We start from the raw sequence: 13,524 nt of genomic DNA on the forward strand, positions 1-13,524 counted from the left end.
AGAACCATGCACCCACACCTGTCACGCCTGAGCGCCGCGCTCGCCGCGGTGGACGACGAGACCGAGACCATCGCCAGCTGGGGACGCAAGCTCGCGGCCGTGCTGACCGGCGGCGGCCGCCTGCTCGCCTGCGGCAACGGCGGGTCGGCCGCCGAGGCCCAGCACCTCACCGCCGAACTGGTCGGCCGCTTCCGCGACGACCGCCGGCCGTACGCGGCGATCCCGCTGCACGCCGACACCTCCAGCGTCTCCGCGATCGCCAACGACTTCGGCGCCCGGGAGGTCTACGCCCGCCAGGTGCGGGCGCACGGCCGCCCCGGAGACGTCCTGATGTGCCTGTCCACCAGCGGTTCCAGCCCGAACGTGCTGGCCGCCGCGCTCGCCGCCCGCGAGTGCGGTCTCACGACCTGGGCGCTGACCGGTCCGGGGCCCAACCCCCTGACGGACCTCTGCGACGACGCCCTGCCGGTGGCGGCGGCGGACACCGCGACCGTCCAGGAGGTGCACCTCGCGGTGATCCACATGCTCTGCCACGCGCTCGAGGAGGCCTGCGCATGAGGCCGGGCCCGCTCGTCGTCGTCGGCGACACGCTGCTCGACGTGGACGTCGAGGGCGACGCCGAACGGCTCTGCCCCGACGCGCCGGTCCCCGTGGTGGCCGCCGGGCGCCGGAGCCGCCGTCCCGGCGGGGCCGGCCTCGCCGCCCTGCTCGCGGCCCGCGCCGGGGCGGAGGTCGTCCTGGTCACCGCGCTCGGCGACGACGAGCCCGGCCGGTGGCTGCGGGAGGCGCTCTGCGGCCTGATGGAGGTGGTCCGGCTGCCGCTGCGGGGCGGCACCGTCACCAAGACCCGGATCCGGGCCCGGGGCCAGACCCTGCTGCGGCTCGACACCGGGGAGGGACGGGCGCACCCGTTCCGGCTCGGCGCCGACGGGGACCGGGCGCATTCCGGGGTGCTCGGCGCCGACGGGGACCGGGCGCACCCGCTCGGGCTCGGCGCGGGGGAGGGCCGGGCGCGCCCCGGGGTCCGCGACGACCGGTCCGCCGACGCCGCCCGGGACCACCCGGTGGCGCTGAACGCCCGCCGGGCCGCCGCGGCGCTCCGCGGCGCGGGCGCGGTCCTGGTCTCCGACTACGGCCTGGGCACGGCGCAGGCCCTGGGGGACGTGCCGGCCCTGACCCCGGCGCCGGTGGTCTGGGACCCCCACCCGCGCGGTCCGGTCCCGGCTCCCGGCTGCGCGCTCGTCACCCCGAACGAGGCCGAGGCCCGGCTGCTGTGCGCGCCGGAGCCGTACGGCTCACCCGAGCAGGCGGCCCGTCACCTGGCCCGCGCGCTCGCCGCGGAGGCGGTGGCCGTCACCCTGGGCGCCCGGGGCGCCGCCGTCGCGCGGCGCGGCGGCGCGGTCGTCCGGGTCCCGTCGCCCCCGGTGACGGCGGGAACCGACGCGTGCGGAGCGGGCGACCGGTTCGCCGGGGCCGCCGCGCTGGCGCTGCGCGGCGGCGCGCGCGCCGAGGACGCCGTCGCGGCGGCGGCCCGCGAGGCCGGCCGCTTCGTGGAGGGCGGGGGAGCGGCCGCCGTCCGGCTGCCCGGCCCCGGCCCCGGCTCAGGGCCCGGCGAACGGCTCCCCGGCCCCGGCTCAGGGCCCGGCGGACGGCTCCCCGGCCTGGGCGACCGGCCGCGCACGCCCCTGGAGGCCGCCCGGGCGGTCCGCGCCGCGGGAGGCCGGCTGGTCGCCACCGGCGGCTGCTTCGACCTGCTGCACGCCGGGCACGTCAGCCTGCTGCGGCGGGCCAGGGCTCTGGGCGACGCGCTGATCGTCTGCGTCAACTCCGACGACTCCGTCCGCCGCCTCAAGGGAGCAGGGCGCCCCGTGGTGGGCGAGGAGGACCGGGTCGAGGTGCTGCGCGCGCTGGAGTGCGTCGACGCGGTGGCGGTCTTCGACGAGGCCACCCCCGCGGCGCTGATCGAGCGGCTCCGGCCCGACGTGTGGGTCAAGGGCGGCGACTACGCCGAGTCCGACCTGCCCGAGGCCGAGGTCGTCCGCCGGGCCGGCGGCGAGACCGTCATCCTGCCCCTGATCCCCGGGCAGTCCACGACCAACCTGATCGCCGCCGCCCGCGCGGCGCTGTGAGACCTGGAGGAACCGCGATGCCCGCGACACTGGGGAACATCCTGATCACCGGCGGCGCGTCCGGCCTCGGCCTGGCCTGCGCCGAGGCCGTCGCCAAGGCCGGAGGGCGGCCGCTGGTCGCCGACGTGAACGTCCCCGCCTACGACGTCGAGCACGTGGTGGCCGACCTGTCCGACCGGCGCGAGGCGGAACGGGCCGTCACCGCGCTGGCGGAGCGGGCCGGAGGGCTCGACGGCGTCGTCACCGCCGCGGGCACCGACGCCTGCGGCCGTCTGGCCGACGTCCCCGCCGACCGCTGGGAGCGGGTGGTCCAGGTCAACCTGCTCGGCACCGCCTCGGTGGTGCGGGCCGCGCTGCCGTACCTGACCGCCTCCCGGGGGCGGGTCGTGACCTGCGCCTCCACCCTGGGCCTGCGCGCGCTGAGCGACGCCACCGCCTACTGCGCGTCCAAGTTCGCCGTCGTCGGGTTCACCCGGGCGCTGGCGGCCGAACTCGCCGGACAGGTGGGCGTGACGCTGCTGATCCCCGGCGGCATGCGGACCCACTTCTTCGACGACCGCGACCCGCAGTACAAGCCGGGCCCCGACGCGCGGCTCAACCGGCCGGAGGACGTGGCCGCGGCCGTCGTGTTCGCGCTGGGCCAGCCGGAGGGCTGCGAGGTCAGGGAACTGGTCGTCTGCCCGTCCACGGAGACGTCATGGCCCTGAACGGGGCACTGACCGGGGCGCCGATCGAAGAGCCGACCGGGGGGAGGCCGCCGTCGCTGCTGGTACTGCGCGCGCTGGGGTTGGGGGACCTGCTCACCGCCGTGCCCGCGCTCCGGGCGCTGCGGCGGACCTTCCCCGGCCACCGGATCATCCTGGCCGCCCCGGCGGCCCTGGCCGGACTGCTGCCGCTGATCGGCGCCGTCGACGAGCTGTGCGACGTGCCGGGACCGGACCCGGTGCCCGAGCGCGTCCCCGTCGCGGCCCCGGACATCGCGGTCAATCTGCACGGTCGCGGCCCGCAGAGCACCGCCGCGCTGCGGCGCACCGGACCGGGACGGCTCCTGGCCCACGCGCACCCGGACCTGCCGGACACGGTGGGCCCGCGGTGGTGCGAGGAGGTGCACGAGGTGCGCCGCTGGTGCGACCTGCTCGGCTGGTACGGCGTCCCGGCCGACCCGGCCGACCTGCTCCTGGCCGATCCCGTCCTCTCGCCGGGTCCGTCTGGTCCGTCTGGTCCGCCGGGTCCGTCTGGTCCGCCGGGTCCGTCTGGTCCGCCGGGTCCGTCTGGTCCGCCGGATCCGACTGGTTCATCGGGTACTCCCGGTCTACCGGATCCACCGGATCCACCGGATCCGCCGGGGGAGCGGACCGGCCCGGTCCTGGTCCATCCCGGGGCCGCCCATCCCGCCCGGCGCTGGCCGCCGGAGCGGTTCGCCCGGGTGGCGTCCGGCCTGCACGAGGCCGGTCACGACGTGGTGATCACCGGCGGCGCGGCGGAACGCGGCCTCGCGCGGCGGGTGGCCGCCCTCGCCGGGCTGCCCGCCGACCGGGTCCTCGCCGGGCGCACCGGCCTGCCGGAACTGGCCGCCCTGGCGGCCCGCGCCCGGCTGGTCGTCTGCGGCGACACCGGCGTGGCCCACCTGGCGAGCGCGTTCGCCACCCCGTCCGTGGTGCTGTTCGGTCCCGTACCGCCCGCCCTGTGGGGGCCGCCGACCGGCGGGCCGCACACCGCGCTGTGGGCCGGGTCGCGCGGAGACCCCCGCGGAGAGCGGCCCGACCCCGGGCTGCTGCGGATCGAGGCCGCGCGGGTCCTCGACGCCGCACTCGACCGACTGGAGGTGACCGTCCGTTGACATCCTCCCCTCCCTGAAGGAAGGGGATCCCGACCGTCACCGGTCGGCTTTCCTGCTTCACGGCCCGTTGCCCGCTCGGAGGACTCCGTTGAGGTCTTACACCGGCTCCACAGGCGTTTCACCTCTCCGCCAGCCCGGCGGCGAGGATGTTCTTGGCGGCGTTGACGTCGCGGTCGTGGACCGCGCCGCAGGCGCATCGCCACGTTCGGACGCCCAGCGGCATCGCCTCCCGCACGGCTCCGCAGTTCGAGCAGAGCCTGGAGGAGGGAAACCACCGGTCGATCACGACCAGGTCCCGCCCGTACCAGGCCGTCTTGTACTCCAGCATGGAGCGCAGCTCCCGCCAGGAGGCGTCGGAGGCGGCGCGGGCCGGATTGTGGTTTCCGACCAGGTTGCGGACGGTGAGGTCCTCGATCACGACCGTTTGGTTCTCACGGACGAGCCGGGTGGTGAGCTTGTGCAGGAAGTCGCGGCGGCGGTCGGTGATCCGGGCGTGGACGCGGGCGACCTTCAGCCGGGCCTCGGCCCGGTTGTTCGACCCTTTCGCCGTGCGGGCGAGGGCGCGCTGAGCGCGGACCAGCCTGCGCCGGTCGCGGCGTTCGTGCTTCGGGTTGGTGATCTTCTCGCCGGTCGACAGGGTGAGCAGGGACGTGATCCCGGCGTCCACCCCGACCGCGGCGTCCACCGGCTCCAGCGGCCGGATCGTCTCCTCCACCAGGAGGGACACGAACCAGCGGCCGGCCGCGTCCTTGGACACGGTGACCGTGGACGGCTGCGCCCCCTCCGGCAGCGGACGCGACCACACGATGTCCAGTGGCGCGTCCATCTTCGCCAGCGTCAGCCGTCCGTCGCGCCAGCGGAACGCCGAGCGGGTGTACTCGGCGCTCGCGCGGGACCTCCTCTTGCTCTTGAACGTGGGGTACTTCGCCCGGCGCGCGAAGAAGTTCGCGAACGCCGCCTGCAGGTGGCGCAGCGCCTGCTGCAGCGGCACCGAGGACACCTCGAACAGGAACTCCAGCCCTTCGGTGCGCTTCCAGGCCGTCAGCATGGCGGAGGTCTCCACGTAGGAGACCTTGCGGCCTTCGGCCGTATAGGCGCGGGTCCGCGCCTCCAGGGCCTTGTTGTAGACGTAGCGGACGCAGCCGAACGTCCGGGCGAGCTCGGAGGCCTGCTCGGGGGTCGGGTGGAAGCGGTACTTGTAGGCCCGCTTCACGATCTGCGCCATGCCTCACACCGTATCGCGTGTTCGGTTGAGAGCCGTGCGCGTGTTCGATACGCCGGTTCGCTCGGCGGCGAATCGGCTGCCCCTGTCCTGCTCCGCAGGGGTCCGATTCCTTCCCCGCCTGAAGGCGGGGGTTTCCTCGGAGGTATCTGATGAGTCTTTCCACCCGCCGGCGAGACGAGGGGATCCCGCGGGGCCCCCGCCGGGCCGTGGTGACCGGCGGAGCCGGCTTCCTCGGCTCCTACCTGTGCGAGCGGCTGATCGAGCGGGGGACGGAGGTGATCTGCATGGACAACCTCCTGACCGGCTCGCCGGACAACGTCGCGCACCTGATGGGCCGGCCGGGGTTCCGCCTGGTCGAGTGCGACCTCACCGGTTTCGTGCACGTGCCCGGCGACGTCGACCTCGTGCTCCACTTCGCCTCGGCCGCCTCTCCGGTGGACTACCTGCGCCACCCCATCGAGACGCTCAAGGTGGGCAGCCTCGGCACCCTGCACGCCCTCGGCCTCGCCAGGGACAAGGGCGCCCGCTTCGTGCTCGCCTCCACCAGCGAGGTGTACGGCGACCCGCTGGAGCACCCGCAGCGGGAGGACTACTGGGGCAACGTCAACCCGGTCGGGCCGCGCAGCGTCTACGACGAGGCCAAGCGCTTCGCCGAGTCGCTGACCACGGCCTACCGCAACGCGCACGGGACCGACACGGCCATCGTGCGGATCTTCAACACCTACGGGCCGCGGATGCGCCCGCACGACGGCCGCGCCATCCCGACCTTCATCCGCCAGGCGCTGTCCGGCGAGCCGATCACCGTGACCGGCGACGGCGGCCAGACCCGCTCCGTCTGCTACGTCACCGATACGGTCGAGGGCGTCCTCGCCCTGGCGGAGAGCGACTTCTCCGGCCCGGTCAACATCGGCAACCCGGCGGAGCTGACCATGCTCGCCCTCGCCGAGACGGTCCGCGACCTGACCGGATCGTCCTCGCCGATCGCGTTCGTGGAGCGGCCCGCCGACGACCCGGCCGTCCGGCGGCCCGACACCTCGCTGGCCGCGTCCCGGCTGGGCTGGCGGCCGCAGGTGGACCTCCCGGACGGGCTGCGCCGTACCATCGCCTGGTTCACCGAGGAGCTCCGCGGGTCCGGGCCGGCGCCCCGCCGCCGGGGCGCCCCGGTACATTAAAGATCATGACATATCCTGATCCGCTCTATCTCGGGGAGAAAGGCGAGGTCAACGCGACCTTCCGGCCCGCCGGCCACCAGCCCGAGCTGACCTACCCCAACGGCGGCACCGTGGTGCACTACCTGGCGACGGGGGCCTCCACGGGCGGGAAGTTCGGCCTCTACCGGTGGGACATGGGCCCGAACCCGTCGGGGCCGGGCGCGCACTTCCACCGGTCGATCTCCGAGTCGTTCTTCATCCTCTCCGGCACGGTGCGGATCTTCGACGGGACCCGCTGGATCGACACGGCCCCGGGGGACTACGTGCACGTCCCCGAGGGCGGCGTGCACGCCTTCCGCAACGAGTCGGGCGAGCCCGCCTCGATGCTCCTGCACTTCGCGCCGGGAGCCCCGCGGGAGGGCTACTTCGAGGGCCTGGCGGAGTTCGCCGTCTCGGGCCGGCCCGGCGAGGAGGAGATGGCGGAGTTCTTCCTCCGGCACGACACCCACTGGGTCTGACGGCGGACCACCGGCCCTACCTCCGCACCTCCCGCACCTCTGCGCCGCCTCCGGCCCCGCTACGGGGAGGCCCGCAGCAGGTCGGTGAGGCGGGTGGCGTTGCGCTGGGCGTTGTCGCGGCAGCAGTTGTTCATCAGCACGTGGACGGTCCCGGCCCGGCCGGAGAGCTCCCGGAGCCGCGCCGCCCAGTGCTCCAGCTCCACCTCGGAGTAGAGGTAGGCGAAGCGCTCCTCGATCTTCTTGCTGGTCCACTTCTCCGAGTGGCCGTGGAAGCGGACCACGGCCAGGTCGGCGGTGGCGGCCAGGACCGGCGGGATCGACGACGGGTGGCCCTGGGGCATGTCGACGCCGACGTACGGGACGCCGTGCTCGGCCAGGAAGCCGAGGGTCCGCTCGCGCTCGCCCTCCTCCATCCAGGTGCGGTTGCGGAACTCCACGCACGCGCGCATCGGGGCGCAGCGCCGTACGCACTCCAGCACCCGGCGCCGGTTGCCCTCACCGGCCGGGAACCACGGCGGGAACTGCAGCAGCACGGCGCCCAGCTTGCCCGCCTCGTGCAGCGGCGCGAGCGCGCCGCGGAAGCGCGACCAGACCTCCTCGGCGATCTCGGGGCCGACGTCGCGCAGGTAGAGGGTGCCGTCCGGGTCGCCGAGCCGCAGGCGGAGGTCCTTGTGGAGCGAGCGCGCCCGGGTGGGGTGCCCGGTCAGCAGCGAGAACGCCTTGACGTTGAAGGTGAAGCCCGGCGGCGTGCGGTCCCGCCAGGCCTCCGCCGTCCTGACCGACGGGGGGTGGTAGTAGGTGGCGTCCACCTCCACCAGCGGGAACCGCGCCGCGTAGAAGGCGAGCCGTTCGGCGGGCGTCGCGACCCCGTCCGGGTACCAGCCCGAGTCGAGCAGCGACCGGTCGGTCCACGAGGCCGTGCCGACGAGGACGTTCCCCGCCGGCGCGCCCGCGGCGCCCGCCGTGGCGGTGCCCGCGCGGCGCGGCGGGCGGGGGACCGGGATCGGCAGGGAGGTCTGGGTCGCCATGCCAGGGCACTGCCCGTACGGCGGGCCGCCTCACCTCCCGGTTCCGGAGGCGTTCCCCCGCGTCCTCACCGTCAGAGCAGCTTGTCCGGGGTGACGGGCAGGTCGCGCACGCGCCTGCCGGTCGCGTGGCGGACGGCGTTGGCGATCGCGGCGGCGACGCCGGTGATGCCCACCTCGCCCACGCCGATCAGGCCCAGGGGCATGGTGGGGTCGGGCACGTCCAGGCAGTGCACGTCGATGGGCGGGACGTCGGCGTGGACCGGGACGTGGTAGTCGGCCAGGCCGGGGTTCATGATCCGCCCGTTGCGCGGGTCGACGAGCGTCTCCTCCGACAGGGCCATGCCGATCCCCATCACGATGCCGCCGCGGAGCTGGCTGGCGACCATCTTCGCGTTGACCACCCTGCCGACGTCGAAGACGCCGAGCCAGCGGGAGACCCGGACCTCCCCGGTGTCCGGGTCGACCCGCACCTCGCAGAAGTGCGCCCCGCACGCGGCCTTCACCCAGCGCCGCCGGTCGCGCAGGAGCCTGGCCATGAACCGGAGCCGCCCGGCGGCCTTGCCGACGCGGGTGTCGGACCCGACGGCGGCCTCGACCGAGTCCCGGCCCGCCCGGGCCAGGATCGCCGCGTAGGTCTCACCGGGTCCCGCGGGCCCGGCCCAGAGCCCGCCGTCGCGGGCCTCGAGGTCGGCCAGCCGCCGGCCGCGCAGCGGGGAGCCGTCCGAGCCCCGGGCCAGGGCGAGCAGCGAGCCCTTCAGCTTCTCGCACGCGGCCAGCAGGCTCGCGGCCACGCTCGCGGTCTGCGCCGAGCCGCCGGCACCGGGCCCGTCGGGCAGGGCCGAGTCGCCGTACTCCACCCGCACGGCCTCGAACGGCACGCCGAGGGCGTCGGCGGCGATCTGCGCCTGCGCGGTCGCCCCGCCCATGCCCATCTCGTGGAAGCCGCAGCGCACCACGACGGAGCCGCCGGCCGACAGGCTGACCGTGACGTCGGCGGACATCTGCCAGGCGGGGTGGTAGGCCGAGGCGACGCCCATGCCGACGAGCCGCCCGCCGTCCCGCATCGAGCCCGGTTCCGGCGTCCGGCCGGACCAGCCGAACCGCTCCGCGCCGAGCGCGTAGGCCTCGCGCAGCATCCGGTGCGCGAACCGCTTGCCGTCGATCGGGTTGCGCTCCGGCTCGTTGCGCATCCGCAGCGCGATCGGGTCGAGGCCGAGTTCGCAGGCGAGCTCGTCGACGGCCGACTCCAGTGCGAAGGTCCCGATCGACTCGCCGGGCGCGCGCATGGGCGTGTTCGGGACCGCGTCCAGCTCGACCAGGTGCTGCCGGAGCAGGATGTTCTCCGCGGCGTAGAGGTGGCGCGACTGGGAGGTCACCTGCTCGGGCAGGCCGCCGGTCCGTCCGGTCCGCGTCACGCTGGTGTGGATCAGCGCGGTCAGCCCGCCGTCCGCGCGGGCGCCCAGCGCGACCCGCTGCACCGAGGGGGTGCGCCCGCCGACCGTGCGGTAGACGCCCTCCCGGGTGAGCGCCATCCGCACCGGCCTGCCGGTCACCCGGGCCGCCAGCACCGTCAGCACGGTGCCGGCCCAGACCATGGTCTTGCCGCCGAACGCGCCGCCGACGTACGGCGCGACCACCCGCACGTTCCGCGCCGGGACGCCGAACCGCAGGGCCAGGTGGTCGCGGACCCAGGCGATGTTCTGGGCGCCCTCGTGGACGGTCAGCCGGTCGCCGTCCCACACCGCCGTCGTGGCGTGCGGCTCGATCGCGTTGTGGTGGTACGGCGGCGTGGTGAAGCGCAGGTCCACCGAGACGGGCGCGGCGGCGAGCGCGGCCTCCGCGTCGCCCCTGCGGGCGCCGGCGGACTGCATCGCGGTGCTCTTCTGCGGCACGGCGTTCCCCTCCTCCGCGGCGAAGTCCACGGTGGCGGGCAGTTCCCGGTAGGAGACCCGGACCAGGCCGGCGGCGTGCCGGGCGGCCTCCGGGGTCTCGGCGACGACGACCGCGACGGGCTGGCCGTTCCAGTGCACCTCGTCGGTGTTGAGGTAGTTGACGGTCGAGCCGGAGGCGAGGGTGCTCAGGTTCAGCAGGCTCACCGGCGGCGGCGGCTTCATCGCCGGGGCGTTCTCGTGCGTGATCACGGCCAGCACGCCCGGGACCGCCCCGGCCCCGGCGGCGTCGATGCCGGTGATCCGGCCGCGGGCGACCGCCGCGTGCACCAGCGCGGCGTGCGCGAGGCCGGGGTGGGGGTACTCGGCCGCGTAGCGGGCCGCGCCGGTGGCCTTGGCCATCCCGTCGACCCGGTCGAGCGGCCTGCCGACGGTGCGGCCGGTCGCCGTCTCCGCCGGGGCCGGGGCCGGGGTCGGGGTCGGGGCCGGAGCCGGAGCCGGGGTCCGCGTGGGGGTGGAGGTCATGCCGGACTCCCCTCGGTGAGCAGCCGCCGCAGCGTCGCCGTGACGGCCCGCCGGGCCAGTTCGATCTTGAAGGTGTTCCCCGGCAGGCCCGTGGCGGGCGCGAGCTCGGCCTCGGCCGCCCGCCGGAACGACTCCTCGGTGGCGGGCGCCCCGAGCAGGGCGCGCTCGGCCTCCCGGGCCCGCCACGGAGTGGTGGCGACGCCGCCGAGGGCCAGCGCGACCCCGGTCACCGCACCGTCGCGGACCTCCAGCGCGGCGGCGACGGAGACGAGCGCGAACGCGTACGACGCCCGGTCGCGGACCTTGCGGTAGCGCGAGTTCGCCGCGATCGGCGAGGGCGGCAGTTCGACCGCGGTGACGAGCTCGTCGGGGGACAGGTCGGTCTCGACGTGCGGGGTGTCACCGGGCGGCCGGTGGAAGGAGGCCAGGGGGACGCGCCGGACGCCGCGCACGCTCTCCACCTCCACCACCGCGTCGAGCGCGGCCAGCGCGACGCACATGTCCGACGGGTGCGCCGCGATGCAGGAGCCGCTCACGCCCAGAACGGCGTGGCTGCGGTTGAACCCGCCGATCGCGTCGCATCCGCTGCCCGGCTCCCGCTTGTTGCAGGCGGCCGTGCGGTCGTAGAAGTAGGGGCAGCGGGTGCGCTGGAGCAGGTTCCCGCCGACCGTCGCCATGTTCCGCAGCTGCGCCGAGGCCCCGGCGAGGACCGCCTGCGACAGCACCGGGTAGCGGGCCCGGATCAGCGGATGCGCGGCCAGGCGGCCGTTGCGGACCAGCGCGCCGATCCGCACGCCGCCGTCCGGCCGCTCCTCGACCTCGGCCAGGGGCAGGGAGGTGATGTCGACGACCGTGTCCGGGCGCTCGATCCCGGTGCGCATCAGGTCGACGAGGTTCGTCCCGCCGCCGAGGAACTTCGCGCCGGGGTCGTCGGCGACCGCGCGGACCGCCGTCGCGACGTCGGGGGCGCTGAGGTACGCGAACGGCCTCACCGCTCCGCCTCCGCCGCGGCGAACTCCCGGATGGCGTCGACGATGCCGTTGTAGGCGCCGCACCGGCACAGGTTGCCGCTCATCCGCTCCCTGATCTCCTCGTCGGACAGCTCGAGGCCGTCCGCGCAGAGGTGCTCGGTGACGGCGCTGGGCATCCCGGCGCCGTGCTCGGCCAGCATTCCGAGCGCCGAGCAGATCTGGCCGGAGGTGCAGTAGCCGCACTGGAGGCCGTCGTTGCGGACGAAGGCCCGCTGGAGCGGGTGCCCGGGTCCGTCGCCGGCGATCCCCTCGATCGTGGTGATCTCGCGGCCGGCGTACTGCACGGCCAGGGCCAGGCAGGAGTTGATCCGCTCGCCGTCGGCGAGCACCGTGCAGGCGCCGCAGGCGCCTTGGTCGCAGCCCTTCTTCGTGCCGGTCAGCCCGAGGCGCTCGCGCAGCGCGTCGAGCAGACTGACCTGTGGCGGGAGGTCGAGCGACGCCTCGGCGCCGTTCACCCGCAACCGCACCTCGACCACGTGCATCCTCCGTTCGTGAGCCGGTCCGTGGAGCCGCCGGGACGCCTCCGCGGAGCCGCCGGGACGCCTCCGCGGAGACCGGGCGCGGGGCCGCCCGCCGGGGCGGCGGGACCGTCCGCTGCGACCGACGCTAACAGGACGGCGTACTCTTAACAAGAGAACGCCGTCCCGTTACCTCCGTCGCACGTTTGCGGGGAGTCGTATGCTTGCGGGGACATGACACAGCCGGCGTTCGTCCGGGCCAGGCGGCCGGAGCACAAGCAGCAGCGGCGCGAGGCGATCCTCGCCGCCGCCCGCGAGCTCGCCCTCCGCTCCGGTGTGCGCGACGTCAGCCTGGGCGGGGTGGCGGCGGCCGTCGGCCTGGCCAAGTCCAACGTGGTGCGCTACTTCGGCACCCGTGAGGAGATCTACCTCGAACTGGCCGCCGAGTGCTGGCTGGACTGGGCGGAGGCGGTCACCGAGCGGCTGCGGGACGCCGCCGGGCCGGCCGCCGTGGTCGACGCGCTGGCCGAGACGCTCGCCGAGCGTCCGCTCCTGTGCGACCTGCTCGGCAACGTCTCGACCAGCCTGGAGCACAACGTCTCCGTCCCGGCCGCCCGCGTCTTCAAACGGACCGTGCTGGGAGCCGTGGCCGTGCTCGGCGAGCAGGTGGCGCGGGCGCACCCGGTCCTGACCGCGGGCGAGGGGATCGAACTGGTCGGGGCGGCCGCCGGGTTCGCGGGAACGCTCTACCCGGTGGCCAACCCGGCGCCCGTGCTGGTCGAGCTGTACGCGCAGGACCCGGACATCGCCGCGGCCTGCCCGCCGTTCCTGCCGACGATGAAGAGGCTGCTCGCGGTGCTCGTCGCGGGGCTGCCGGCGGCCCGCTGATCCCGGCGGGGCGGCGGTCCCGGCGGGGCGGCGGTCCGCCGGGCGTGGAGCGGCGGTCGCGGTCGCGGGTGACGCCGCACGACGCCGCACGACGCCGTGTGACGCCGCATGACGCCGCATGACGCCGCACGACGCCGCACGACGCCGTGTGACGCCGCACGACGCGTGTGACGCCGCACGACGCCGTGTGACGCCGTGACGTCATCGTGACCCGTGTTCCCGCCGGCGGTGACTAGACACCCGACGGGCGGGTAGCAGGAGCGGGCACCAGTCCCGATCACCAGTCCCGATCACCTCTGTGGGAGACGTCATGGACGCACCGCACACGCACGCCACCGACCGCTCGCAGCTGCAGCTCGCCGCGAAGGTCGTCGGAATCGTGTTCCTGCTCGTCGGCGTGCTGGGCTTCATCCCCGGCATCACCAGCAACGTCGACCAGCTTCAGTTCGCCGGGCACCACTCCGACGCGATGCTCCTGGGCATCTTCGAAGTCTCGATCCTGCACAACATCGTGCACCTGCTGTTCGGCGTGGCGGGCCTCGCGCTCTCCCGGACCTGGTCCGGCGCCCGCACCTTCCTGATCGGCGGCGGGGCCGTCTACCTGCTGCTGTGGGTGTACGGCCTGCTGATCCCGCACGACAGCTCGGCCAACTTCGTCCCGCTCAACACCGCGGACAACTGGCTCCACTTCTTCCTCGGCCTCGGCATGATCGGTCTGGGCGTCGCGCTCAGCCGCCGCCGCACCGCCTCGCGGGTCTGACGACCGCGTCGGAGGGACGCGCGGAGAGGAGAACGGCCGCCCACCACGGTGGGCGGCCGTTCTCGCGCCCGGGCGCCGGCCA

The 13,524-nt window shown here is 75.2% G+C and carries 12 protein-coding genes and 1 pseudogene; 8 read left to right on the forward strand and 5 right to left on the reverse strand.

What is annotated here, in order from left to right; translation table 11 throughout:
* Window positions 1–6: 6 nt before the first annotated feature.
* Genes HS045_RS26645 through HS045_RS34970 form a run of 4 tightly spaced genes read left to right on the forward strand, consistent with a single transcriptional unit; the run spans window position 7 to window position 3,969 of the window.
* Window positions 7–558 (forward strand): SIS domain-containing protein, encoded by a 552-nt coding sequence (locus tag HS045_RS26645; RefSeq protein ID WP_196454215.1) that lies wholly within the window; start codon window positions 7–9, stop codon window positions 556–558.
* On the forward strand, window positions 555–2,129 hold the full coding sequence (gene rfaE2, locus HS045_RS26650; RefSeq protein ID WP_196454216.1) for a D-glycero-beta-D-manno-heptose 1-phosphate adenylyltransferase: 1,575 nt from the start codon (window positions 555–557) through the stop codon (window positions 2,127–2,129). Before HS045_RS26645 ends, rfaE2 begins: the two co-directional genes overlap by 4 nt.
* Window positions 2,130–2,146: 17 nt before the next feature.
* Entirely contained in the window at window positions 2,147–2,836 is a 690-nt protein-coding gene (locus tag HS045_RS26655; protein WP_196454217.1) for an SDR family oxidoreductase, read from the forward strand.
* Entirely contained in the window at window positions 2,827–3,969 is a 1,143-nt protein-coding gene (locus tag HS045_RS34970) for a glycosyltransferase family 9 protein (protein ID WP_230884835.1), read from the forward strand. Before HS045_RS26655 ends, HS045_RS34970 begins: the two co-directional genes overlap by 10 nt.
* A 34-nt stretch (window positions 3,970–4,003) precedes the next feature.
* Here HS045_RS34970 and HS045_RS26665 read toward each other — a convergent pair.
* Window positions 4,004–5,194, reverse strand: a pseudogene (locus tag HS045_RS26665) (RNA-guided endonuclease InsQ/TnpB family protein); the annotation flags it as partial.
* A gap of 149 nt (window positions 5,195–5,343) precedes the next feature.
* Between HS045_RS26665 and HS045_RS26670 the strand changes: the two are divergent.
* On the forward strand, window positions 5,344–6,366 hold the full coding sequence (locus tag HS045_RS26670) for a UDP-glucuronic acid decarboxylase family protein (protein WP_196454219.1): 1,023 nt from the start codon (window positions 5,344–5,346) through the stop codon (window positions 6,364–6,366).
* A 5-nt stretch (window positions 6,367–6,371) separates the two neighbouring features.
* A complete protein-coding gene (locus HS045_RS26675; RefSeq protein WP_196454220.1) occupies window positions 6,372–6,863 on the forward strand; it encodes a cupin domain-containing protein in 492 nt (163 codons plus the stop codon).
* 59 nt (window positions 6,864–6,922) lie between these two features.
* On the opposite strand, the gene HS045_RS26680 is transcribed toward HS045_RS26675, so the two are convergent.
* The 4 genes from HS045_RS26680 to HS045_RS26695 all read right to left on the reverse strand — a co-directional run bounded on the left by HS045_RS26680 (window position 6,923) and on the right by HS045_RS26695 (window position 11,818).
* Complete coding sequence (locus HS045_RS26680) at window positions 6,923–7,891, reverse strand: DUF72 domain-containing protein (RefSeq protein WP_196454221.1); 969 nt, start codon at window positions 7,889–7,891, stop codon at window positions 6,923–6,925.
* A 71-nt stretch (window positions 7,892–7,962) separates the two neighbouring features.
* Window positions 7,963–10,305, reverse strand: coding sequence for a xanthine dehydrogenase family protein molybdopterin-binding subunit (locus tag HS045_RS26685; RefSeq protein WP_196454222.1), 2,343 nt, complete (start codon window positions 10,303–10,305; stop codon window positions 7,963–7,965).
* Window positions 10,302–11,297, reverse strand: a complete 996-nt coding sequence (locus HS045_RS26690; RefSeq protein WP_196454223.1) for a xanthine dehydrogenase family protein subunit M — start codon at window positions 11,295–11,297, stop codon at window positions 10,302–10,304. The genes HS045_RS26685 and HS045_RS26690 overlap by 4 nt, the downstream gene beginning before the upstream one ends.
* The gene (locus HS045_RS26695; protein WP_196454224.1) at window positions 11,294–11,818 is read right to left on the reverse strand and encodes a (2Fe-2S)-binding protein; all 525 of its coding nucleotides are present in this window, start codon (window positions 11,816–11,818) and stop codon (window positions 11,294–11,296) included. Before HS045_RS26695 ends, HS045_RS26690 begins: the two co-directional genes overlap by 4 nt.
* Window positions 11,819–12,028: 210 nt before the next feature.
* On the opposite strand from HS045_RS26695, the gene HS045_RS26700 reads away from it, so the two are divergent.
* A complete protein-coding gene (locus HS045_RS26700; protein WP_196454225.1) occupies window positions 12,029–12,682 on the forward strand; it encodes a TetR/AcrR family transcriptional regulator in 654 nt (217 codons plus the stop codon).
* A gap of 310 nt (window positions 12,683–12,992) precedes the next feature.
* Window positions 12,993–13,442 carry a DUF4383 domain-containing protein gene (locus HS045_RS26705; RefSeq protein WP_196454226.1) on the forward strand — a complete coding sequence of 150 codons (450 nt, stop codon included), beginning with the start codon at window positions 12,993–12,995 and terminating at the stop codon, window positions 13,440–13,442.
* The last annotated feature ends 82 nt before the right edge of the window (window positions 13,443–13,524 follow it).

This window comes from Planomonospora sp. ID82291 (assembly GCF_015711645.1).
Taxonomy (GTDB): Bacteria; Actinomycetota; Actinomycetes; order Streptosporangiales; family Streptosporangiaceae; genus Planomonospora.